The following is a 19,972-nucleotide window of genomic DNA, read 5'->3' as shown; positions in this document are numbered from 1 at the left end:
TCCCCGGGAACGCGCCGGCCGATGTCCCAGGCCAAGCGCCGCCCGAGATCCCGACCGAGTCGCCCCCGGTACCGCCGACGCCGACCGGGCCCGCGAACCCGACGGCCTGAGGCGCCGGAGAGCGTTTGTTCGCGGAGGCCGGTGCTGCCATAAGCCCCGCCATGGCAGCCCCTCCGCTTCTCACCCTCCAGGACATCGCCCTCACCTTCGGCGGCACCCCGCTGATCGAGCAGGCCTCCCTCAGCATCGCCCCCGGGGAGCGGGCCTGCCTCGTCGGGCGCAACGGCTCGGGCAAATCCACCCTCATGCGGATCGCCGCGGGGCTGGTCGAGCCCGATCGCGGCGTCCGCTTCCTGCAGCCGGGCACCACGGTCCGCTATCTGGCCCAGGAGCCCGACTTTTCCGGCTTCGCCTCGAGCCTCGCCTTCGTGGAGGCCGGCCTCGCTCCGGGCGACGACCCGTATCGCGCCCGCTACCTGCTGGAGAGCCTCGGCCTGTCGGGAACCGAGGATCCGGCGCGCCTGTCCGGCGGCGAGGCGCGACGCGCGGCGCTCGCCCAGGCGCTGGCGCCAGAGCCCGACATCCTGCTCCTCGACGAGCCCACCAACCACCTCGACCTGCCGGCGATCGAATGGCTCGAAGCCGAGTTGAAGCGAACCCGCTCGGCCCTCGTCCTGATCAGCCACGACCGGCGTTTCCTGTCCGCGCTGTCGCGGGCCACGATCTGGCTCGACCGCGGCGTCACCCGGCGGATCGAGCAGGGCTTCGAGAGCTTCGAAGCCTGGCGCGACGCCTTCTTCGAGGAGGAAGAGCGGGAGCGGCACAAGCTCGACCGCAAGATCGCCGCGGAGGAGGATTGGCTGCGCTACGGGGTCACCGCCCGGCGCAAGCGCAACGTGCGCCGCCTCGGCAATCTCCACGCCCTGCGCAAGGAGCGGAAGGAGGATCGCCGCCCGGTCGGCACCGTGACCATGGCCGCGACCGAGGGCGAGGCTTCGGGGACGCTGGTGGCGGAGGCCCGCAACGTCACCAAGGCTTACGGGGATCGGCGGATCGTCGACGGCCTGTCCCTGCGGGTGCTCCGCGGGGACCGTCTCGGCATCGTCGGACCGAACGGCGCCGGCAAGACCACCCTCATCAAGCTGCTGACCGGGGCGCTCCCGCCCGATTCGGGCGAGATCCGCCTCGGCACCAATCTCAGCATGGTCCATCTCGACCAGGCCCGGGCCAGCCTCTCGCCCGACATGACCGTCTCCGACGTGCTCACCGGGGGCCGCGGCGATTCGGTGATCGTCGGCGGCCGCAGCCGTCACGTGATCGGCTATCTCAAGGACTTCCTCTTCGCCCCCGAGCAGGCCCGCACGCCGGTGAGCGTGCTTTCCGGCGGCGAGCGCAACCGCCTGCTGATCGCCCGGGCGCTGACCCAGGCCTCGAACCTGCTCGTCCTCGACGAGCCGACCAACGACCTCGACCTCGAGACCCTGGACCTGCTGCAGGAAATGCTAGGCGACTATGCCGGCACGCTGATCCTGGTGAGCCACGACCGCGACTTCCTCGACCGGGTGGTCGGCAGCGTGCTGGTGAGCGAAGGGGAGGGGCGCTGGGTCGAGTATGCCGGCGGCTACAGCGACATGGTCGCCCAGCGCGGCCGGGGCGTCGAGGCCCGCGCCACCTCGGTTCCGGAGAAGTCCGAGCCCCGCGCCCGCACGGAGAAGGCCGCGGAGGCCCCCTCCGCCGCGCCGCGCAAGCTCGGCTTCAAGGAGCAGCACGAACTCAAGACGCTGCCTGGCCGCATGGTCGAATTGGAAGGAACGGCGGAGAAGCTGCGCGCGATTCTGGCCGATCCGGGTCTCTATGCCCGCGACCCGGCGAGATTCGAGAAGGCTTCCGGATTGCTCGCGGCGGCGGAAGCCGAACTCGCGGCCGCCGAGGAGCGCTGGCTCACCCTCGAACTGCTGAAGGAATCGCTCGGGGGCTGAAGGACGCCGCCAGCGGCGCCGGGTGGATACGTCCTCGGCCCGCGATTCTTCCATCCGGCCGCTGGCGCATGGACATCGCGCCGCCGGGAAGCAGGCTTGCCGCGGGCCAACAAGCTTCCACCCGGCGAAAAATACTTTGCCGGTTCTAGGATTCGGAGTGCGGTCTTCTTTGGGCGTCTGAAGATCGTGGCCTGGCTGCAACAGCGTGTCCGGAAGCCGGTTCGTGACACTTCGAAGACGCCGATGTTTGTTGCCTGAGCGTAACTGGTCGCCCATGGTGACTGCGCGGACGGAGCGCCAAGCTCCGACGCGGTTCGGCCAGTGCCCGTGCGGGGAGGGCCAAACCTCCAAGGGAACACGAACGAAAACCGGGACGGCCCGCTGGGGGCGCCCACCGGTTGAAAACAACGTTCGATCCCATGGGTCTCGAAACTTCTGGAGGTTTCAACAATGAAGCTCGTCAAGAGCCTTCTTCTGGGATCGGCGGCGGGGCTGACCGTCGTTGCCGCGGCGCAAGCCGCCGACCTTCCCGTCAAGAAGGCAGTGCCGATCGAGTACGTCCGCGTCTGCACCGCCTACGGTGCCGGCTTCTTCTACATCCCGGGCACCGACACCTGCCTGCGCGTCTCGGGCCGTGCCCGCGCCGAGTACGGCTACATCGGCAGCGACAGCCGCAACGTCTCCGGCGGCGGCGACCTCTCGGGCTTCACCGGCCTCGCGCGCTTCAACCTCGATGCCCGCACTCAGACCGGCTACGGCACGCTCCGCGCCTTCCTGCGCCTCGATGCGGCGAGCCGGACCGGTCACACCAAGCTCTCCTCCGGCACGAACCTGCGCGGCGCCTATGCCTTCTCCGGCACCGGCCAGGACCAGCTCGGCCGTGTCCAGAACTTCCTGAACGTCGACAAGGCCTTCGTGCAGTTCGCCGGTCTCACCGCCGGTCGCGCCTCGTCCTTCTTCGACTTCTACGCCCACGACTACGAGATCATCGGCTCGTCGCTCGGCTCCGACATGCCCTCGACGAACCTCCTCGCCTACACCCAGAAGATCGGTGAGGGCTTCTCCGCGACGCTGTCGATGGAAGACCCGAACTACCGCAAGAACCCGCTCTACTCCGACGCGGTCGGCGCGACCGCCCTCGTCCCGGGTCAAGCGGGCCTGAACAACGTCTTCACGACGGCCCCGACCCCGATCATCCTGGGCACCAACGCCGCCGGCAACGCGACGGCCGTGGCCTTCCTCGACGCCGTGCAGCGCTCGCGCATGCCCGACTTCGTCGGTTCGCTGCGCTACGACGCCCCGTGGGGTTCGGCCCAGATCTCGGGTGCGGTCAAGGACGTGAACGTCGGCGGCTTCATCAGCGGCTCCGGTATCTTCAACGCCACCCCCGGCACGGGCACGAACGCCGTCCTCAGCCAGCCTGCGGTCGCCACGCTGCTCGCCGCTCGCGGCATCTCCTCCACCGGCGCGCAGACCGAGTACGGCTGGGCGGTCCAGGGCGGTCTGAAGTTCAACCTGCCCTTCATCGCTCCGGGCGACGGCCTCTACCTGCAGGGTGCCTACGGCGAGGGTGCCTCGTTCTACACCGGCATCAACCGCTTCACCGCGGGCTACCTGAGCAATGCCGCCGTCTACACCGGCAACCCCTTCAACCAGTACCTGTCGGACGCGATCGTCAACCCGCTGACCGGCAAGATCGAGCTCTCCTCCAGCTTCACGGTGGTGGCCTCCTACCTCCACTACTGGGCCCCGGAGTGGCGTTCGGCCTTCTACGGCAGCTACGGCGAGATCTGGTTCCCGCAGGGCGCCCGTCAGGCTGTGAGCCTGGCCTCGAGCCTGATCGGTGCCAGCAGCGCCAATGCTCCGCCCTCCTTCGCCACCAACGCCACCGGCTACGCGCTCAGCCCCTCGCTGCGTGACACCAACCAGATCGTGACGGGCGCGAGCCTGATCTGGTCGCCGGTGAAGGACCTCGATATCGGCGTCGAGGGCCAGTACATCCGTACGGCCGTCAATGCCGGTCGCACCACCAACGCGGACAAGAGCCTCACCGTCGGCGGCCTCCCGGTCTACCCGAAGAGCAGCGAGGACGTGTACCAGGCCCGCTTCCGCGTTCAGCGCGACTTCTAAGAAGAGGATCCTCCCAGCGTGCTGGGAGGGCCCGGAACGGTTCGGGCCGCGTGTTCTGCACGCGGCCCCTCGAAAACCTCCAAGCCCGGCCATCGGCCGGGTTTTTTTGTTCGTGAAATCCCTCCGGCGTCCCGAGCCTTCAAGATGCCGGAATGGGCGTGTTTCCTTCGCCTCCCCGCGTGCGCCCGTCGCGCCGGAGTTCCGAGGTCCCGCCGGTGCCCGCAGACTCCGCCCTCACCGAGAAACTCCGCCGGGCCGGCTGGCTCGTCGGGCTGCCCGGTCTCGCCCTGATCGCCGCGGCGAGCGTGGGATTCGGACAGGCGCGCGTGGCCGCCGAACTGCGCGAGGCCGCCGCCGGACTCGTGCGCGAGACGGGGGAGGGGGCGCCGGAGCCCTGGCTCCGGGTGGAGCCGCAGGGGCGGGATCTCGTCGCCCTCGGAGAAGCCCCCGACGCGGCCCTGCGCGCCTCGGTCCTCGCGCGGCTCGCCGTCCTTCCGGGATTGCGGCGCCTGATCGACAGGACCGGGCTGATCGAGGAAGCCTCGCCCTTCGTCTGGTCGCTCACCCGCGAGGCCGACGGGCGCATCGCGGCGAGCGGCAGCCGGCCGGCCGAGATCGGCGGGCATCTGCTGGCCGACCGGGTGATCGCCGAACTGCCCAGGGGCACCGTGCTGCAGGATGCGGCCCATGCCGCCCGCGGCGCCCCGCCCGATTTCGTCGAGGCGGCCCTGTTCGCCGCCCGGCAGATCGTCAAGCTGGAGCCCGGCGGTCGCGTCCGCCTGGGCGACACGACCCTGTCCATCGAGGGCGCCGCCGTCGACGGCGCGGCCTACGAGGCCCTGCGCGCGACCGCGCTCACGCCGCCGAACGGCTTCGGCCTGGGCCCGCTCGCGATCCAGCCGCCGCGCACCGACGATTTCCGGCTCGCGGTCTCCCGCGGGGCCGAGGGAAGCCTGCGCCTCTCCGGCAATGTCGTCTCGGAGGCGGCGCGCACAGAGCTCCTAGCAACCGCCGCCCAGGTCGCGGAGGGCGCTCCGGTCACGGACGAGACCCGCGCCGCCCGCGGATTGCCGGAGGGCGTCGATTTCACGGCGCTGGCCCGGACCCTGTTCGACCTCGCCGCCCTCCTGCGACAGGGCGAAGCCAGCTTCGTCCAGGGACGCCTCTCGGTCGAAGGTGTCGCGATCGACGGTCAGGCCATCGGCGATGTGCAAAAGCGGCTGGGCGAGGGGCTCCCCGCCGGCCTGCAGGCGGGGAGCGTGCGGCTCTCGGCCCAGCCGGTCTCGCCCTACCGGATCCGGATCCGCCGGGAGGCCGAGCGCGTCCTCGTCAGCGGACATTTCCCGGACGGACAGACCCGGACCGCGCTGCTCGATGGGCTCGGCGCCCGTTTCTTCCGGGAAGCGATCGTGGATCGCAGCCGCATCGCCGAAGGGGCGCCGCCGAATCTGCTGCGCGCCCTGAAGAGCGCCATCGACCCCCTCTCGACCCTGGCCGAGGGCGAGCTCGCCCTCTCCGACACCGCCCTGCGCCTGTCCGGCCGCAGCCTCTACGCGCAGAGCGCCCGACGCATCGCCGAGACGCTGCCGCAGGCCCTGCCCGCCGGCTGGACGGCGAGCGTCGCCGTGGACGTCGCCGATGCGCCTCGGCGCTACGATGCCGCCACCTGCGCGCGCCTGTTCACGGAGCGCGTCTCCGGCCATGCCCTGCGCTTTGCCGCCGGCAGCGTCGCGCTGGAGCGGGATTTCTATCCGGTCCTTGATGCCCTGGCGGAGCTCGCCAAGGCCTGCCCGGAGGAGCGCGTCGAGGTCGCAGGTCACCCCGACGCCCCCGGCACGCCGCCGCCCAGCCCGCAGCCGCTTCCGGAAGCCAAGGCGGCGGAGACGAAGCCCGATCCCAAGAAGGCGGAAGCCGGCAAGACGACGCCGGGGAGCAAGGCCGCCAAGGGCGTCAAGGACAACAAGAAGGCGGCGGAGAAGAAGCCCGAGCCGGCCGAACCGCCGGTGGATCTGCCGCGCCAACGCGCCCTCGCCATCCTCGATTATCTGCAGAAAGCCGGGGTCCCGGCCGACCGGCTCGTCGCGGCCTCCGGCGCCGCACCGGACGGGCGCCAGAGCGTCAGCCTCGGCCTGCGCTCGTAACGAACACCGACATGGCCCTGACTGTTCTCGCGTCCGCGCTCTGGCCCGGACTTCTCGCGGCGCTGGCGCTCGGCGCCGTGGTCGGCGCCTGGACCGGCTGGCCGAGAACCCGGCTCGCCCGGATCGCCGGCGTGGCCCTGGCCGCCGGCGGAGCCGTGCTCGCCCTCGCCGCACTTTCGAGCCGGCTGCCCGGCCACGAGCAATTCGTGGTCGAGAGCTGCGCCCTGCTGCTCGGCCTCTATCTCGCAGGCTGCCTCGTCGGCGCCCTGGCCGGCACGTTGGCCCGGCGCGGCTAAGAGTCCAATCAGGGCTTCGTCGGCGCGGCCTCGGCGCTCACCGCGCTGCGCGCGCCGCGGTTCATGTCGCGCTCGATCAACAGGGCGCTGCGTCCGTCGAGGCGGTTGCGATAGACCTGCAGGTTCTCCATCACCCGCTGCACGTAGTTGCGCGTCTCGGTGAAGGGGATTCGCTCGACCCAGTCGACCGGATCGACATCGGGCTTGCGCGGATCGCCATAGGCGTCGATCCACTTCTTCACGTTGCCGCCGCCGGCATTGTAGGAGGCGAAGGCGAGGATGTAGGAGCCGCGCCAATCCTCCATCAGCTCGCCGAGATGGGCCTGGCCGAGCCGGGCATTGTAGGCCGGGTCGCTGGTCAGGCGGTCCGTGTCGTAGGCGGCGCTGACCCGCCGGGCCGTGCGCTGGGCGGTGGCCGGCATCATCTGCATCAGCCCCCGCGCCCCGACGCCGGACTGCGCCTTCGGGTCGAACTGGCTCTCCTGGCGGGCGATGGCAAAGACCATGGCCCGCTCCACCGGGGTCACCGCACCGAAGGCCTCGTAATCGGGAATGCCGATCGTCGGATAGGCATGGGTGTCGAGGGGGAGGCCCTTCTGGGTGGCGAGCTTGCCGACCGCCACCAGGGCCCGGGCATCGCGCACCTGCACGGCGACGTCGCCCAGCGCGTTCAGGGTCGCCTCGTCGGAGATCCTGGTCGCGGCGTCGATGTAGAGGGGAAGCGCCAATTCGCGCATGGAGGCGGCGGCGAGCAGCTTCAGGGCGCGCACGAACGGCCGATCCTCGAAGGCGGTCCGGGCCGCGCCTTCGAGCTGGGCGGCCTGCCGCAGGGGCAGGCTGTTCTGGCCGAGCCGGGCCCGGGCGAGCTGACCGTAATAGGCGATCGGCAGCAGGGCGGCCTTCTCGTAGAAGCCCTTGGCCGTCTCGCTCTGGCCGAGGGCCTCCGCGGCCCGTCCCTGCCAGTAGGTGGTGCGCGCCACCGAGATCGGCGTCTCCGCCACGGCGGCGGCCTTGGCGAAGTGGCGCTGTGCCGTCTCGGCATCGCCCGCGAAGCGCAGGGCGATCCAGCCGGCGGTGAACTCGGCCTCGATCGTCTTCTCCACCGAGCGGGCGCTGTGACCGGCGGCAACGGCGAGCGCCGTCTTCGGATCGCCCTCGTCGACGAGCTTGCGGGCCACGATGCGGCGCTCGACCCACCATTCGTCCCCGTCGACCAGGACCTCGCCGTTGGAGGGCGCGGAGATCAGGATCTTGGCGGCTTCCGCCGCCTTGTCGGCGCGGCGGTAATATTGCGCCCGCGACAGCAGGAACGAGGAATCGCCGCGCAGGGAAGGGGGCACGGCGTTGAGTGCGGCCGGGGCGGCGGAGCTCTTGGCCTCGACGGCGCGGCGTGCCCGCACGAGGCTCACATAGGAGCCGCCGGCATAATCCGCGGCGCGGCCGGCGGTGGCGAAATCCTCCTTCAGGAGGGCGCGCTCCATCCGGTAGCGATGGTCGACCTTGCCGAGCACGTTCGGGAAGGCGTCCAACACCTTCCCCTCGAGGACGCGGCCGAAGGTGTCCTCGCGCCAGAGGGCGCGCACGAGTTCGGCGGCATCCGCCTCAAGCCCGTCCGCCTTGAAGGCGAGGGCAAGGGCGAACTTGCCGGGCGCGCTCACGGGCCGGGCGCTGGCGAAATAGGCCCGCACCACGGCCGGGCTCTTCTTCTCGCTGAGCAGGGTCTCCTCGGCCCGGCGCCGCAGCAGGGGGCCGGCCGGCCAGTCCGGATGCGCCTTCAGGAAGCCGGTCACGCGCTCGAAGCCGATGCCGGCGCCCGCGCGGATCGCGACCCATTCGAGCAGGGTGCGCGCCGCCTCGTCCTTGAAGCCGTCCCGCATGCGGTCGCCCTCGGCGACCTTGCCCTTGCGGTAGAGATCGATCGCCTGGCGCAGCTGGGCGAGATCGGTGTCGCCGGCCATTACGGCGCGGGTCGGATCCGGCAGCTCGGGAACGGGTGCGGCAGGAGAGACCGCGGCATCGGGCAGGGGGAAGGCGACCGGCGCGTCGCCGTCGGTCGACGCGTAGGACGAGGCCGCGGCGGGAAGCGGGGCGTCGGAGGCTGCCTCGCCCTTGGTCGTCTCCACCTTCAGCGCATCGGCCGCGACGGGATCGGCGGGAGGCTGGCCATCCTTGACCAGCGCCGAGGGAGCGGCAGCATCCGAGGCCGGGACGGCGGGGGCGCCGGCGGGCTGAACCCCGCGCAGGCCCTCGGCCGGATCGGCCGCAGCGGCGCTCGCACCGAGCGCGACGGTGAGCAGCAGAGCAAGCGAGCGGGCGGGCAGCGCCATGGTCCGGTACACCCCGTGGAGGGCAGCCAAGCCTTAACTTGGCCGCGGCTGCGTTAAGAAGGCATTAACCGCCCGCGCGAAGCGTTTGCGCCGGGCCGGGCGAGGCCGTATGGATGCGCGGCCGAACGGCCGGCGGCGAAGCCCGGCTCCCGGCACATGAGAACAAGGAAGGCCGGGAACGCCGACATGACCGACATCCACGCGCGCCTCAGGGGCTCGATGACGGCGCTCGCGACGCCGTTTCGCGACGGCGAATTCGACGAGGAGGCCTTCCGCGCCTTCGTGGATTGGCAGATCGCGGAGGGCACCCACGCCCTCGTGCCGACCGGCACCACCGGCGAGAGCCCGACCCTCAGCCATGCGGAGCACGACCGGGTGGTCGAGACCTGCGTGAAGCAGGCCGCGGGCCGCGTGCCCGTGATCGCCGGCGCCGGCTCGAACTCGACCGCCGAGGCGGTGCAGCGGGCGCGTCATGCGGAGGCTGTCGGCGCGGATGCCGTGCTCATCGTGACGCCCTACTACAACAAGCCGACCCAGGAGGGGCTGTATGCCCACTTCAAGGCGGTGAACGACGCCGTCGGCATCCCGATCATCATCTACAACATTCCCGGACGTTCCATCGTCGACATGAGCGTCGAGACGATGGCGCGCCTGTTCGAACTCAAGAACATCGCCGGGGTGAAGGACGCCACGGCCAAGATCGACCGGGTCAGCCTCCAGCGGCAGGCCATGGGAGAAGATTTTATCCAGCTTTCGGGCGAAGATGCGACGGCGCTCGGCTTCAACGCCCAGGGCGGCGTCGGCTGCATCTCCGTGGTCTCGAACGTGGCGCCCCGGCTCTGCGCCGATCTGCAGGAAGCCACCCTGCGCGGCGACTTCGCCACGGCCCTGAAGGTGCAGGACCGGCTGATGCCGCTGCACACGGCGATGTTCTACGAGTCCAACCCGGTGCCGGTGAAGTATGCCCTGTCGCGCATCGGCCGGATGTCGGCCGAGGTGCGCCTGCCGCTGGTGCCGCCGACCGAAGGCTGCAAGGCCGCCGTCGACGCCGCACTCCGGCGCGCCGGGCTGATCGAGGGCTGACCGAAACAAGCGGCGCGGCTCGCCCCGGGGCCTCCCAGCCCCCATATCAGGCGATCCGCGCCGAACGCCCTACGCGAAAACTGAAAGCATGGCCCCGAAGAACGAACCCGGTCGGCGCGTCGTCGCCGACAATCGCTCCGCACGCTTCCACTACGCCATCGAGGACACCTTCGAGGCAGGCATCGCCCTGACCGGGACCGAGGTGAAGTCCTTGCGCGGCGGCAAGGCGACGATCGGCGAATCCTATGCCGGACCCTCGGGCAACGACCTGATGCTGTTCAACGCCTTCATCCCGGAATACCTGGAGGCGAACCGCTTCAACCACGACACCAAGCGGCCGCGCCGGCTGCTGCTGCACCGCCGCCAGATCAACAAGCTGATCGGCGCCACGCAGCGCCAGGGCTACACGGTCATCCCGCTGAAGATCTACTTCAACGACAAGGGCCGGGCGAAGGTCGAGCTGGGCCTCGGCAAGGGCAAGCAGCTCCACGACAAGCGCGAGAGCGTGAAGCAGCGCGACTGGCAGCGCGACAAGGCGCGGCTCATGCGCGACAAGGGCTGAGCCGGCGTCGCTCCCCTTCGAGCACCCATAAAAAATCCCGGCGGCGCGGCCTTCCGAAGGCTCGCGGCACCGGGATTGTCCGAGTGTCGCCTCGCGCCGGCGAGGCGGGATCGCCGTCAGCCTTCGCTGTCGCCGTCGCTGGCGGGACGGATGCCGTAGCGGCTCTCCAGGCCCGGATTGCTGCGGGGCGGCTGGTCGCGACGGGGAGTGTCGGAGGCGGCGCGCACCGGGCGCTCGCCGGGGTCACGGCCGATGCGGCCGATCAGCTGGGACAGGTCCAGGAACTCGTCCGCCTGCCGCCGCAGGTCGTCGGCGATCATCGCGGGCTGCGTCTGGATGGTCGAGACGACGGTGACGCGCACGCCCTTGCGCTGGACCGCCTCCACCAGGGAGCGGAAATCGCCGTCGCCGGAGAACAGGTAGATCTCGTCGAGATGCGGCGCCAGCTCCAGGGCGTCGATCGCGAGCTCGATCTCCATATTGCCCTTCTTGCGCCGGCCGGTGGAGTCGCTGAATTCCTTCACCGGCTTGGTGACCACGCGGTAGCCGTTGTAGTCGAGCCAGTCGATCAGCGGGCGGATCGAGGAATATTCCTGGTCCTCGATCATGGCGGTATAATAGAAGGCCCGGATCAGATTGTACCGGCTCTGAAAATCCTTGAGTAATCGCTTGTAATCGATGTCGAAGCCGAGCGCCTTGGTGGTGGCATAGAGATTGGCGCCGTCGATAAAGATCGCAGTACGCTGCTTGTCGCTCATCAAATAGTCCATTCTGGAATGAAGGAACCGCGCCTGTCTGGCGCCGAGTCGGCGCCGGTGGGTAGGGCTCGCGGGCGTTGCTGGGAAAGTTTTTGCTTCGTTGAAAATCGCAGTTACATTGACCGAAATCTTTTCCGAATGCCTTTGATGGTGTTCTCCAAGGCGATCGAGGGCGCGAGGACGTGCGAACGCGCCCGATCAATTTAAATTTGCATGATGAGAGATACCTCCCCTGTCAAGGGCGGCCCTCCCGCATTTCGAAGTCGTGATCGGGGAGAAGCAGCCCGGCCCCTTACTTGGTGGGGATCGCCCGGCTTCCCGGCTTCACGGGCGGGATCGCGGCGAGTTCGGGCGGGATCGCGTCGGGAGCGTAGTCCGGGATGTCGAGGGTGACGAGGGAGAGGAGCGGCAGGCCGATCTCCCCGCGCCCGCCGGAGCGGTCGATCAGGCAGGCGGCCCCCACGATCTCACCGCCCTGTCCCTTGAGGGAGGCCAAGCATTCCCGCGCGGAGAGGCCGGTGGTGACGATGTCCTCGACAATCACCGCCCGGGTGCCCTGCGGGATCGAGAAGCCCCGGCGCAACTCGAACGGGCCGCCGGGATCGCGCTCGACGAAGATCGCCTTCGCCCCGAGATGGCGCGCGGTCTCGTAACCCGGGACGATGCCGCCGATGGCCGGGGAGACCACGATGTCGATCTTGCCGAACCGCGCCGTGATCGTAGCGGCGAGAGCCTTGCACAGGCGCTCCGTGCGGGCGGGATCAGAGAAGATCGTCATCTTCTGCAGGAAGGTCGGCGAGCGCCGGCCCGAGCTGAGGATGAAGTGGCCCTGCAGCAGCGCGCCGGCGGAGCGGAATTCTTCGAGGACGGCTTCGGGGTTCATGCGCGGCTCCGGGCAGGAAAGGTCGCCCCGCTTCTGGCAAGCCGGATGCCCCGGGGCAAGGGCGCGCCATTTACAGCCCGGCCCCCGCCCGGTATCACCCCCGCCCACACCGACAGATCGAGTTTCACACCAGATGCGCGCCGAGATCGAGCAGAGCTCGGATGCCGCCAAGCAGTCTATAGGGCTGCTGAGGAGGCATCTTTGACTGGGATACCGTCGATAAACGCCTCGCGGAGCTGAACGCCCGCTCCGAGGACCCCGACCTCTGGAACGATCCGGAGGCCGCGCAGAAGGTGATGCGCGAGCGCCAGCAGCTCGACGAATCCGTCTCCGCGATCCGGAAACTGGAGCGGGACCTCGAGGATGCCGCCACCCTGATCGAGCTCGGCGAGATGGAGGGCGACGCAGCCTCCATCGCGGAGGGCGAGGCCGCCATCCGGGCCGTCGAGAAGGAGGCCGCGAGTCGCCAGGTCGAGACCCTGCTCTCGGGCGAGGCCGACGGCTTCGACACCTATCTCGAAGTCCATGCCGGCGCCGGCGGCACGGAGAGCCAGGACTGGGCCAACATGCTCCAGCGCATGTATGCGCGCTGGGCCGAGCGGCGGAAGTTCAAGGTCGAGATCGTCGAGATGACCGACGGCGAAGAGGCCGGGATCAAGGGCGCCACGCTCCTGATCAAGGGCCACAACGCCTATGGCTGGCTCAAGACCGAATCGGGCGTGCACCGCCTCGTGCGCATCTCGCCCTACGATTCCAACGCGCGCCGCCACACCAGCTTCGCCAGCGTCTGGGTCTATCCCGTCATCGACGACCGGATCGAGATCGAGATCAAGGAATCCGACTGCCGCATCGACACCTACCGGTCGTCGGGCGCGGGCGGCCAGCACGTCAACACGACCGACTCGGCGGTGCGCATCACGCACAACCCGACCGGCATCGTGGTGGCCTGTCAGCAGGAGCGCTCGCAGCACAAGAACCGGGCCACCGCCTGGAACATGCTGCGCGCCCGCCTCTACGAGCTGGAGCTGAAGAAGCGCGAGGAGAAGGCCAATGCCGAGGCCGCCGCCAAGACGGATATCGGCTGGGGTCACCAGATCCGAAGCTACGTGCTGCAGCCCTATCAGCTCGTGAAGGACCTGCGCACCGGCACGCAATCGACCGACCCGGACGAGGTGCTCGACGGCGACCTCGATCCCTTCATGGAAGCCTCCCTGGCGCAACGCGTCTATGGCGGCGGCGAGGCGGTCGAGGACATCGACTGATCGTCATGGAAACGCCCGCTGGGGTTGTCGCCCGCGGGCGTTTCCTTGTCACGGTCCCGACGTGCGGGGCCGTCTTCGCGCTCAATCCTCGGCCAGGAACCGGCGGATCCAGCCGCCGACGCGCTGCGAATCGTGCGGTGCCTCGAGGGAGATGAGGGCAAGGCGGACGAAATCCGGGTCCTGTTCGGCAGCCGGGTGGCCGTCCGTCAGCGCCCGGGCGTAGTCCGGCGCGAATTCCGGATGACACTGGAAGGAGAGGGCGGCGCGGTCGGAATAGGCGAGGGCGCCGTAGGGGGTGAAGGCCGAGCCGGCGATCACCCGGGCGGCCGGCGGCAGGCTCACCACCTGATCCTGATGGCTCACCGGCACGGCGATCCGCTCGGCCTCGTCCATGAAGGGCAGGCGCTCGGCGACCGTGTAGCTGTGCAGCCCGAGGCCCCAGCCCCGGTCGCTCTTCTCGACATGGCCGCCGAAGGCCTGGGCCAGCGCCTGATGCCCGAAGCAGATGCCGACGAGCTTCTGGCGCGGATCGAGACCGCGCAGGAAGCCGAGCAGGTCGGCGATCCAGGGATCGGGATCGTAGACCCCCGCCGGCGAGCCGGTGATCATGTAGCCGTCGAAGGCGGCGGGATCCTCCGGCAGCCCTTCCGCCTGCACATCGATCAGGCGGTAATCGTGCCCGCCGCCCACGAGATCCGCGGTCATGCGGCCGTAGCTCGGGAAACGGCCGGCAAGGCGCTTGGGCGGATGGCCCGTCTCCAGGATGGCGATCTTCATGGGTGGATCTCGGCGCGACGGGAGCAGGAGGCTCCGCGCCGGGATCTAGAGAGCGGGGTCGAACTGTGAAAGCGCCCCCGGGGTGGCCGGCCGTGCGAGCAGGCGATGGCCGATCAGCGCCAAGATCATGACGCCCGCGAAGAGCGCGAAGATGAGCAGGTTGTAGATCACGAGCGCCACGAAGCAGAGGCAGGCGAGCCCCAGCGCGAGGCCCGGCGCCAGGGGAAAGAGCGGCGCGCGGTAGGGCCGCGGCAGATCGGGCGCGCTCCTGCGCAGCTTGAACAGGGACGCCATGCTGACGATGTACATCGTCAGTGCCCCGAACACCGACATCGTGACGATGCTGGCGGTGAGCGACTGCCCGGCGATGCTGACGAGGTTGTCGCTGTAGATCGCAGCGATGCCCACGACCCCGCCCGCGAGCGTCGCCCAATGCGGCGTCTGAAAGCGCGGATGCAGCCGGGCGAAGAGGGCGGGCAGGAAACCGGCCCGGGCCAGGGCGAAGATCTGGCGCCCGTAGCCCATGATGATGCCGTGGAAGGAGGCGACGAGGCCGAACAGGCCGAGCCAGACCAGCATGTGCAGCCAGCCGCTCGATTCGCCTACCACCCGCTTCATGGCCTGGGGCAGCGGGTCGTTCAGGTCGGACAGGCTCTTCCAGTCGCCGGCGCTGCCCGCGAACAGCATCACCCCGAAGGCGAGCGCCGTCAGCGTGAGCACGCCGGAGATATAGGCGATGGGGATCGTGCGCTTGGGATCCTTGGCCTCCTCCGCCGCCATCGCCACCCCCTCGATGGCGAGGAAGAACCAGATGGCGAAGGGGATCGCCGCGAAGATGCCGCCCACCGCCGGCCAGCCGAAGGTGTCGGACCCAGCCCAGCCCCCGGCGGCGAAGTTCTGCAGGCTGAAGGCGGGGGCGACGACCCCCATGAAGACCAGCAATTCACCGACCGCCAGGAGGGTGACGAACAACTCGAAGGTCGCCGCGATCTGCACGCCGACGATGTTGAGCCCCATGAAGACGAGATAGGCGCCGAGCGCCGCATGCTTCGGGTCCAGAGCCGGGAACTGCACGTTCAGATAGGCGCCGATGGCGAGTGCAATGGCGGGCGGCGCGAACACGAACTCGATCAGCGTCGCGAAACCCGCGATGCAGCCGCCGACCGGGCCGAAGGCCTTCAGGGCGTAGGCGAAGGGGCCGCCCGCCTGCGGGATCGCAGTGGTGAGCTCGGTGAAGCTGAAGATGAAGGCCACGTACATCGCCGCGACGACGGCGGTGGTGATGAGGAAGCCGAGGGTGCCGGCCTGCGCCCAGCCGTAGCTCCAGCCGAAATACTCGCCGGAAATGACGAGGCCGACGGCGATGCCCCAGAGGTGGAAGGCGTTGAGGCTCTTGTCGAGCTTCGTTTCCGGACTGCCCATGCCAGATGCTCCGCGGCCCGCGTGCAGGAAGGCACGCGCGCTCCCCTCAGGCAAGAGCTTTGCCGATTTGGGACAGCCGGACACGCGCTGCCCCGAAAAATCATCCTCAGCCCGTCGGGCGCAGGCGGGGCGCGGCGTCCTTCGGGCGGATCTCCATGGCATTGCCGCGCCAGACCACGGCGCTCTGGAGCCAGGCGCTCGCCCAGATGCCCGGCAGCATCAGGTCGCGCACGAGGAAGGCGGCGATCAGGCGGGGCGAGCGGTGCCAGCCAGCGCGGCGGGCGAGCGCGTATTCCGCCCCGTACCAGAGGGCGCCGAGGGCGAAGCAGCCCGCGGCCGCCTCGAACGTGCCGGCCAGGGCCGCCCCGAGGGTGAGCGGCAGGGCCGCGCCGATGCCGATCTCGGGGGCAAAGAAGAGGGGGAAGGTGACCCGGCGCAGGCGCGCCCAGCGCACCTGCCGGCCCCAGACCTCGGCGAGGCTGCGCCGGCCGAGCGGCTGCTCAAAGGGCGCGGCGACGAGGTGGACCCGCTTGCCCGCGGCCCGCACCAGCTTGGTCGCGGCCGCATCCTCCGCGATCTCGGCGTTGAGCGCCCGGATGCCGCCGCGGGCCTCCAGGAACGGCTTGTGCCAGAGCATGCTCTTGCCCTGGGCGAAGCCGAGGCCCAGCGCCTCCCCGGCATATTGCCAGCGGGCCTGGAGCGTATTGAGAAAGGCGCACTCGATCTCGGCGGGAAAGCCGTCCGGCCGCGAGCCGACCGGCGTCGAGCAGACGAGGCCCGTATCCGGCCGCCAGGCCGCCTGGAGGCGCTGCAGGTAGTCGGGCGGCATCATCACGTTGGAGTCGGCCAGCACCACCCAGTCGTGCCGGGCCGCATCCCAGCCCCGCACGCAATTGTTGAGCTTCGGATTGTCGCCGAGGCATTCGTCGCCGACGATCAAGCGGGACGCGACATGCGGATGCGCCTGCATGAGGCGGTGCAGCAGCGGAACGATTGGGTCGCTCCCATCGGCCACGCAGAAGATGATCTCGTAATCGGGATAGTCGAGGGTGAAGCCGCGGCTCAGCATCTCCTCGCTGAAGGCTTCGATCCCCCGCACCGGCCTGACGAGGCTGACCGGGGCGCCCGCCGGAAAGGCGGAGACGCGGCGCTGCCGCCCGATGCGGCACGCCGCCACCGCGACGCTCGCGAGGTTGACGAGGACGAGGAGCGCGCACAGCGTGAGGGCGATGACGGTGCCGTCCCCGAACGTCTCCGCCATATCCCGTGCGCCTCCGTGCCGATGTCCGGCACCGCCTAGCCGACGCAGCATTTCAGGCGTGTGACACGCTGTCCGGCAGCCGTTTCTGCCCTTCGAGCCGAGCCTTGCCCCCGCCGATCGTCTTCCACGAGGCCTACGAGGCCACCCTGCCCGAGGGCCATCGCTTTCCCATGCGCAAATACGGGCGCCTGGCGCAGGTTCTCCGGGAGCGCGGGCTCGCGCCGAACGGCTTCGCGCGGCCGGAACCGGCGGACCGCGCGCTTCTCTGCGGCGCCCATGACGCGGCCTATGTCGATGCCGTTCTGGCTTTGGCCGTGCCGCGGGCGATCGAGAAGGAGATCGGCCTGCCGGTGACGGAGAGCGTCGCCGGCCGCTCCCGGGCCTCGTCCGGCGGCACCCTGCTCGCGGCCCGCCTCGCCCTGGGAGAAGGGCTCGCCGGGAGCACGGCGGGGGGCAGCCATCACGCGCGGCGAGAGAGCGGGGCGGGCTTCTGCATTTTCAACGACGTGGCCGTGGCCGCACGGGCGCTGCGCCGGGCCGGCACGATCCGACGCGCCCTGGTGATCGATCTCGACGTGCATCAGGGCGACGGCACCGCCGATTGCCTGCACGACGATCCCGACCTGTTCACCTTCTCCGTGCATTGCGAACGCAATTATCCGTCGCGCAAGATACCGGGCGATCTCGATGTCGGGCTGGCGGACGGGCTCGGGGACGACGCCTATCTCGCGGCGCTGTCCGCGCATCTGCCGCGTCTCGTCGATGCGCTCTCCCCCGACCTCGTCTTCTACAATGCCGGGGTCGACCCGCACGCGGCGGACCGCCTGGGGCGGCTGACGCTGACCGACGACGGCCTGCGCGCCCGCGACACGCTGGTCCTGCAGGCCGTTCGCAGCCGGGGCGTGCCCCTCGTCGCCGTCATCGGCGGGGGCTACGACAATGACGTGGACGCGCTCGCCGCCCGCCACGCCATCGTGTTCGAGACGATGGCCGGCTTCGCCTGATCCTCAGGACTTTCGCCGGGTCACTCGCCCTCGATCGGCCGAGCGCCCTTCGACCGCCGCTTGCTCTCCCGCGGCGGCATCTCCTTCGCCGGGTGGCCGGCCTCGCGAGGGCGGGATCGGCACCGGCTTGGAGAACGCGTCCACATTGCGCGCGAGCCGCCCGAGCAGCCCCACGAGCTGGGTGATCTCATGGGCGCTGAGCACTTCGAGGAAGTTGCGCTCGCGGGCCCGGGCGACGCGCGTCATCCGCGCGTGCAGCTCGGAACCCTCCCGCGACAGGGCCAGCAGCCGGACCCGGGCATCCCGCTCATCGCCGCGAACCAGGATCAGTCCGCTCTCCTCGAGCCAAGCGACGCTGCGGCTGACCACGCCCTTGTCGAGGCCCGTGGCCATGCAGACGCGCTGGGCACTGATCCAGGGCTCGGAGGCGAGGGTCCGCAATAGACGCCAGTCGGTGATGCCGATGCCGAAATTGCGACGATAGAAGCTCGATCCATCCGCCGTGAGCGTGTTGGACAGGCTCGTCAGCAAAGCAGGGATGTACGCGCCGTTGTCGAGGAGGTCCTCATTGTCGAGGAAACCCCCGATTCTCAAATCCTCGTCGCGATTCTTGCGGGTCATCTGCCTCATTAACTTGCCCCGTCAAGCTCCAGAACGGCGAATCACTTCCTCAACAAAAAGACTCAAGGTTAAGACCCTTCGAAAATGGCATCCGAGGACAAAGACGTCGCAGCCCCGAGGTTTCGCCTGACGATACCGAAGGTACTTCCTGTTATTCTGCATTAACGCACGTTAGTGCTTGGACCATTCTCCCCCGCGCCACATAGAAGGGGGGCGAGCGCGGCCTGCACAGGCCTAAAACGTGCAAGATGCAGTCCGTCGCGCAATGCACCTTTTAGTGCAAAGCCGCTGTCCCCATCCCGCAAGGCCGCGAACGGATCGGCGTAAAGGCAGCCGAGGCGCTCGCAGGCCTCGCGGATGACGCGCGAGTAAGGACCGACGGCGGAGGGATCGAGCCGATCGCCGACGGACCGGCCGATGGGCGGCACCGCCGTGACCACGACGCGGGGGGTCGCCTGCTGGAGCAGGAGCACGATCCTGGAGACCGCCTCCCCGAACGCCCGCGCACTCGCCTCCGAATTCGGCTTGTGCTTGCGGTTGAGATCGTTGCTGCCGATCGTGAGGATCGCCGCGCCGGGCTTGGGGTCGAGCTTCAGCTGCGGCAGCAGCCGGGCATAGGCCTCCGCGGTCGCGCCGCCGGTTCCCGCATTGACGATCTCCGCCCCGCAGAGCGGACCGGAGGGGTTGTGCATCTCGGCCTGGGAATCCCCGGCGATCAGGATGTAGCCGGGCTTGGCCTCGTCCAGCTGCGCCTGCACCGAGACGAGGCGCAATTGCCCGTAGAGCTGCGCGTTGAACTCCGGCTTGCGCAGCCACCAGCCGAGCGCCGCGCCGCCCGCGGCGAGACAGAGCGCGATCCCCGCGAGAACGAGGCGCCTCATGCCCGGGACGCCTTGCCCGAACGGTCGACCTGCGCCTGCGGGCGGCAATCGGTCGAGACGTAATAGGGCTTGATATCGAGGAGCGGGGTGCCGTCGAGGCAGTCGAGCCCGCGCACCCGCACCTCGCCCCCCTCGATGGAGAGGCGCTCGACCACGGCCATGGCGATGGGGTTGGGCCGGGTCGGCGAGCGCAGGGAGAAGGTGCCGCGGCCCGCCTCCGCGTGGCGCGGCTGCTGGATCACGAGGTCGCGCACCGCGCGATCCATCCAGTAGAGCACCACCAGATGGCTCGCGCCCTCGACGTTCTGGAGCGCGGGCACGAAAAGCGGATCGACCACCAGGGTGCAGACCGCGTCCGACTGGGTGCCGTTCTTCGGGCATTCCGCCCGCTGTGCCCAGGGCGTGCGGATGCGGCCGACGAAATAGACTCCCGCGTCGAAGCGATCGGGCAGCACGACGCTGACCTCGCCGGCACGCCTGCCGAAATCCTCGCTCATCGCTCGCTTCTCCCGGCCTCGCCCTTGCGTGTCGTGCCAACGCGGTCGGCCGGATGTCGTCGATCCGTGGCGGCGTCACAAGGGACGG

General features: G+C 69.7%; 17 protein-coding genes. 8 read left to right on the top strand and 9 right to left on the bottom strand.

The window, feature by feature from the left end; all coding sequences use genetic code 11:
- The first annotated feature begins 161 nt into the window (after positions 1–161).
- The 4 genes from MFF21_RS16795 (at position 162) to MFF21_RS16780 (ending at position 6,546) form a co-directional block, all read left to right on the top strand.
- Entirely contained in the window at positions 162–1,979 is a 1,818-nt protein-coding gene (locus MFF21_RS16795; protein WP_238312441.1) for an ABC-F family ATP-binding cassette domain-containing protein, read from the top strand.
- Between the two features lie 450 nt (positions 1,980–2,429).
- Positions 2,430–4,109 (top strand): porin, encoded by a 1,680-nt coding sequence (locus MFF21_RS16790; protein ID WP_238312440.1) that lies wholly within the window; start codon positions 2,430–2,432, stop codon positions 4,107–4,109.
- 215 nt (positions 4,110–4,324) lie between these two features.
- Positions 4,325–6,250: an OmpA family protein gene (locus tag MFF21_RS16785; RefSeq protein WP_238312439.1), complete on the top strand. Its 1,926-nt coding sequence runs from the start codon at positions 4,325–4,327 to the stop codon at positions 6,248–6,250.
- Between the two features lie 11 nt (positions 6,251–6,261).
- Positions 6,262–6,546 (top strand): hypothetical protein, encoded by a 285-nt coding sequence (locus MFF21_RS16780; protein WP_238312438.1) that lies wholly within the window; start codon positions 6,262–6,264, stop codon positions 6,544–6,546.
- A gap of 8 nt (positions 6,547–6,554) precedes the next feature.
- Here the strand turns inward: MFF21_RS16780 and MFF21_RS16775 are convergent, their stop codons facing one another.
- Positions 6,555–8,873 carry a lytic transglycosylase domain-containing protein gene (locus tag MFF21_RS16775; protein WP_238312542.1) on the bottom strand — a complete coding sequence of 773 codons (2,319 nt, stop codon included), beginning with the start codon at positions 8,871–8,873 and terminating at the stop codon, positions 6,555–6,557.
- 186 nt (positions 8,874–9,059) lie between these two features.
- Here MFF21_RS16775 and dapA point away from each other — a divergent pair, with 186 nt between their 5' ends.
- Together dapA and smpB are read left to right on the top strand one after the other, a co-directional pair.
- Positions 9,060–9,956, top strand: a complete 897-nt coding sequence (dapA, locus tag MFF21_RS16770) for a 4-hydroxy-tetrahydrodipicolinate synthase (protein ID WP_238312437.1) — start codon at positions 9,060–9,062, stop codon at positions 9,954–9,956.
- Positions 9,957–10,044: 88 nt separating this feature from the next.
- Complete coding sequence (smpB, locus tag MFF21_RS16765; protein WP_238312436.1) at positions 10,045–10,518, top strand: SsrA-binding protein SmpB; 474 nt, start codon at positions 10,045–10,047, stop codon at positions 10,516–10,518.
- A gap of 116 nt (positions 10,519–10,634) precedes the next feature.
- Here the strand turns inward: smpB and MFF21_RS16760 are convergent, their stop codons facing one another.
- The gene (locus tag MFF21_RS16760) at positions 10,635–11,276 is read right to left on the bottom strand and encodes a LabA-like NYN domain-containing protein (RefSeq protein ID WP_238312435.1); all 642 of its coding nucleotides are present in this window, start codon (positions 11,274–11,276) and stop codon (positions 10,635–10,637) included.
- 292 nt (positions 11,277–11,568) lie between these two features.
- Complete coding sequence (gene pyrE / locus MFF21_RS16755) at positions 11,569–12,159, bottom strand: orotate phosphoribosyltransferase (RefSeq protein ID WP_238312434.1); 591 nt, start codon at positions 12,157–12,159, stop codon at positions 11,569–11,571.
- 133 nt (positions 12,160–12,292) lie between these two features.
- Between pyrE and prfB the strand changes: the two genes are divergently transcribed.
- Positions 12,293–13,421, top strand: a protein-coding gene (gene prfB, locus MFF21_RS16750; protein WP_238312433.1) for a peptide chain release factor 2 whose coding sequence is annotated in 2 segments (ribosomal slippage) — positions 12,293–12,361 and positions 12,363–13,421 — 1,128 coding nt in all. Because the reading frame shifts where the segments join, the coding sequence is not laid out codon by codon here.
- Between the two features lie 81 nt (positions 13,422–13,502).
- On the opposite strand, the gene MFF21_RS16745 is transcribed toward prfB, so the two are convergent.
- From MFF21_RS16745 to MFF21_RS16735, 3 genes are all read right to left on the bottom strand, one after another.
- Entirely contained in the window at positions 13,503–14,198 is a 696-nt protein-coding gene (locus MFF21_RS16745; RefSeq protein WP_238312432.1) for a glutamine amidotransferase-related protein, read from the bottom strand.
- Between the two features lie 45 nt (positions 14,199–14,243).
- Complete coding sequence (eat, locus tag MFF21_RS16740) at positions 14,244–15,620, bottom strand: ethanolamine permease (protein ID WP_238312431.1); 1,377 nt, start codon at positions 15,618–15,620, stop codon at positions 14,244–14,246.
- A 106-nt stretch (positions 15,621–15,726) separates the two neighbouring features.
- Positions 15,727–16,881, bottom strand: a complete 1,155-nt coding sequence (locus MFF21_RS16735; RefSeq protein ID WP_238312430.1) for a ceramide glucosyltransferase — start codon at positions 16,879–16,881, stop codon at positions 15,727–15,729.
- A 170-nt stretch (positions 16,882–17,051) separates the two neighbouring features.
- On the opposite strand from MFF21_RS16735, the gene MFF21_RS16730 reads away from it, so the two are divergent.
- On the top strand, positions 17,052–17,885 hold the full coding sequence (locus tag MFF21_RS16730) for a histone deacetylase family protein (protein WP_238312541.1): 834 nt from the start codon (positions 17,052–17,054) through the stop codon (positions 17,883–17,885).
- A gap of 3 nt (positions 17,886–17,888) precedes the next feature.
- On the opposite strand, the gene MFF21_RS16725 is transcribed toward MFF21_RS16730, so the two are convergent.
- From MFF21_RS16725 to tsaA, 3 genes are all read right to left on the bottom strand, one after another.
- Positions 17,889–18,506 (bottom strand): MarR family winged helix-turn-helix transcriptional regulator, encoded by a 618-nt coding sequence (locus tag MFF21_RS16725; RefSeq protein ID WP_238312429.1) that lies wholly within the window; start codon positions 18,504–18,506, stop codon positions 17,889–17,891.
- A 161-nt stretch (positions 18,507–18,667) separates the two neighbouring features.
- Positions 18,668–19,387, bottom strand: a complete 720-nt coding sequence (locus tag MFF21_RS16720) for an SGNH/GDSL hydrolase family protein (RefSeq protein WP_238312428.1) — start codon at positions 19,385–19,387, stop codon at positions 18,668–18,670.
- Complete coding sequence (tsaA, locus tag MFF21_RS16715) at positions 19,384–19,884, bottom strand: tRNA (N6-threonylcarbamoyladenosine(37)-N6)-methyltransferase TrmO (protein ID WP_238312427.1); 501 nt, start codon at positions 19,882–19,884, stop codon at positions 19,384–19,386. Before tsaA ends, MFF21_RS16720 begins: the two co-directional genes overlap by 4 nt.
- Between the last annotated feature and the right edge of the window lie 88 nt (positions 19,885–19,972).

It is taken from the genome of Methylobacterium organophilum (assembly GCF_022179465.1).
GTDB lineage: Bacteria > Pseudomonadota > Alphaproteobacteria > Rhizobiales > Beijerinckiaceae > Methylobacterium > Methylobacterium organophilum.
The sequence above is the reverse complement of the archived record's forward strand: the minus strand, read 5'-3'. Positions and strand labels throughout refer to the sequence as shown.

Bases quoted from the DNA above. Each gene is read 5' to 3' on its own strand.
- MFF21_RS16795 (WP_238312441.1), top strand. From the start codon at position 162: ATGGCAGCCCCTCCGCTTCTCACCCTCCAGGACATCGCCCTCACCTTC.
- MFF21_RS16790 (WP_238312440.1), top strand. From the start codon at position 2,430: ATGAAGCTCGTCAAGAGCCTTCTTCTGGGATCGGCGGCGGGGCTGACC.
- MFF21_RS16780 (WP_238312438.1), top strand. From the start codon at position 6,262: ATGGCCCTGACTGTTCTCGCGTCCGCGCTCTGGCCCGGACTTCTCGCG.
- MFF21_RS16775 (WP_238312542.1), bottom strand. From the start codon at position 8,873: ATGGCGCTGCCCGCCCGCTCGCTTGCTCTGCTGCTCACCGTCGCGCTC.
- dapA (WP_238312437.1), top strand. From the start codon at position 9,060: ATGACCGACATCCACGCGCGCCTCAGGGGCTCGATGACGGCGCTCGCG.
- smpB (WP_238312436.1), top strand. From the start codon at position 10,045: ATGGCCCCGAAGAACGAACCCGGTCGGCGCGTCGTCGCCGACAATCGC.
- MFF21_RS16760 (WP_238312435.1), bottom strand. From the start codon at position 11,276: ATGAGCGACAAGCAGCGTACTGCGATCTTTATCGACGGCGCCAATCTC.
- pyrE (WP_238312434.1), bottom strand. From the start codon at position 12,159: ATGAACCCCGAAGCCGTCCTCGAAGAATTCCGCTCCGCCGGCGCGCTG.
- MFF21_RS16745 (WP_238312432.1), bottom strand. From the start codon at position 14,198: ATGAAGATCGCCATCCTGGAGACGGGCCATCCGCCCAAGCGCCTTGCC.
- eat (WP_238312431.1), bottom strand. From the start codon at position 15,620: ATGGGCAGTCCGGAAACGAAGCTCGACAAGAGCCTCAACGCCTTCCAC.
- MFF21_RS16735 (WP_238312430.1), bottom strand. From the start codon at position 16,881: ATGGCGGAGACGTTCGGGGACGGCACCGTCATCGCCCTCACGCTGTGC.
- MFF21_RS16730 (WP_238312541.1), top strand. From the start codon at position 17,052: ATGCGCAAATACGGGCGCCTGGCGCAGGTTCTCCGGGAGCGCGGGCTC.
- MFF21_RS16725 (WP_238312429.1), bottom strand. From the start codon at position 18,506: ATGACCCGCAAGAATCGCGACGAGGATTTGAGAATCGGGGGTTTCCTC.
- MFF21_RS16720 (WP_238312428.1), bottom strand. From the start codon at position 19,387: ATGAGGCGCCTCGTTCTCGCGGGGATCGCGCTCTGTCTCGCCGCGGGC.
- tsaA (WP_238312427.1), bottom strand. From the start codon at position 19,884: ATGAGCGAGGATTTCGGCAGGCGTGCCGGCGAGGTCAGCGTCGTGCTG.